Raw genomic sequence first — 2,068 nt, forward strand, 5'->3', positions numbered from 1 at the left:
ACCGAACAGAATGCAGTAAAACTTGCAATAGAGGAACCAGCCTTATTGAAGTAACGGGTGCAAGAGTTAAAGAAATCATCGCTGCGGCGGTCTTTTTTCTTATTGGACTAACGAGGCAGTTGTGCGGCCGAGCATAGGTCGTATCATATAACGGGTGGGATTCCCGTCGAGTAAGAACTAGCCATTCACTCGTAGCGAGTCTTGGAGGGCTAAAGGTAACTTTCGTCTTTAAGCGTAGACAGTTAGGTAATGGGCCGAAAGCCAAATGGTTGAAGGGATTGAGCCCCATAATGTTAGTAAATCGAGAGGGCTGATGTTTTAACTGCGACAGAAAGCAACATTTCATTATTCGTAATGGCAAGAAGAATGAAACCTCTCTGGGGTCAGAGACCTTGGCACGTTATACATTGATATGATACGGCAACTCGGGAGACCCTATCGGTCTTTTCTTTTTTTTTAGAAGAGTATGGTGTACAAGCGATACAAAGTAAGGAAACCAAATGCCGATTAGGGAGTCGGATAGCAGCGTAGTACCAATGAAGTTGGGTAATGCCGATGGAGGAAAGGCTAGCTACCAGTTATCACCCTTACTAGGGAAACATTTACTACACGCAGAGGTAGGAATATTAAATGGAAACAAAACTACTAAGGATAGCAGAATTAGCAAAATCTGATCCTATAATGAAATTTACATCTCTTGCACATTTATTAGATGAGCAATCATTAGTTCAATGTCATCATGAGTTACCTAATAAAAAGGCAACTGGGGTTAATGGTAAAACTAAAGAACAATACAGTGAAAATCTAAAAGAAAACATAGAAGGCTTAGTAAATAGGCTTAAAAGCAAAAGTTATCGTCCTGTTCCAGTAAGGAGAATGTATATTCCAAAGCTCAATTCAGACAAGAAAAGACCATTGGGAATACCAGAACATGAAGATAAAATTGTACAAAAAGGCATTACAAAGATACTAAATACCATCTATGAGAATGATTTTCTAGACTGTTCCTTTGGATTCCGTCCAAACCGTAACTGTCATGATGCTTTGAAAATACTGAACTATTACATTGAAAAGAGGTCAGTAAATTATATAGTAGATGTAGATATCAAAGGATTCTTCGACAATGTTGACCACACATGGATGATGGAGTTCTTAAAACTGCGAATATCTGACCCTAACCTCCTAAGATTAATTGGTAGGTTTCTTAAAGGTGGATATATGGAGGAAGGAAAGAAATACAAGACAGAAAATGGCACACCGCAAGGTGGAGTAATATCTCCGATATTAGCTAACGTTTACCTCCATTACGTCCTCGACCTATGGTTTGAGAAAAGGGTTAGAAAACAGTGCAAAGGACAAGCATTTATAGTGAGATATGCAGATGATTTTGTTTGTTGTTTTCAATCTAGAAGTGAAGCTGAACAATTCTTCGAATCATTAAAATTGAGATTAAAGAAGTTTAACTTAGAAATAGCCGAGGATAAAACTAAAATTATTCCCTTTGGAAAGTTTGCGGAGAAAGATGTAAAACAAAAGGGAAACAGTAAACCAGCAATCTTTGATTTCCTAGGTTTTACACACTATTGTGGGAAAAGCAAACAAGGTAAGTTCCGAGTGAAACGGAAGTCAAGCAGGAAGAAAGTCCAAGGCAAACTCAAAGAATCTAAGCAATGGTTGAAGATTAATAGAAATAAAGATATTCATATCATTATGGATAGATTTAGACGCTCTCTTATAGGTTATTACAATTATTATTGCATCACAGATAATACCCAAAGTGTAAACAAATTCAGAGACAAAATCGGATACTTACTGTATAAATGGCTCAATAGAAGAAGTCAAAGGAAATCATTTAATTGGGATAAATTCAGACTCTTTCTTAATAAATTCCCATTACCTTACGCAAGAATTAAGGTTAACATATATGACTTAAGAAAAGAGATTAGCTACATTATGTGAACGATAACTAGGAGGAGCCGTGTGCGTTAATTGCGCAAGCACGGTTCTGTGAGGGGAGAGGAATACAATCTACCGTGAGGTAGAGAGATTCCCTTCTACTCGACTAGTT

The 2,068-nt window shown here is 37.5% G+C and carries 1 protein-coding gene; it reads left to right on the top strand.

Translation table 11 applies throughout. The annotated features are described in order from the left end of the window. Nucleotides 1-630: 630 nt before the first annotated feature. Complete coding sequence (gene ltrA, locus V7122_RS23610; protein ID WP_335346131.1) at nucleotides 631-1,959, top strand: group II intron reverse transcriptase/maturase; 1,329 nt, start codon at nucleotides 631-633, stop codon at nucleotides 1,957-1,959. Nucleotides 1,960-2,068: the final 109 nt, after the last annotated feature.

The sequence above is a fragment of the Bacillus sp. JJ1532 genome (assembly GCF_036965085.1).
Lineage (GTDB): Bacteria > Bacillota > Bacilli > Bacillales > Cytobacillaceae > Cytobacillus.

Excerpts from the sequence above, each read along its gene's own strand:
- ltrA (WP_335346131.1), top strand. The coding sequence starts at position 631 with ATGGAAACAAAACTACTAAGGATAGCAGAATTAGCAAAATCTGATCCT.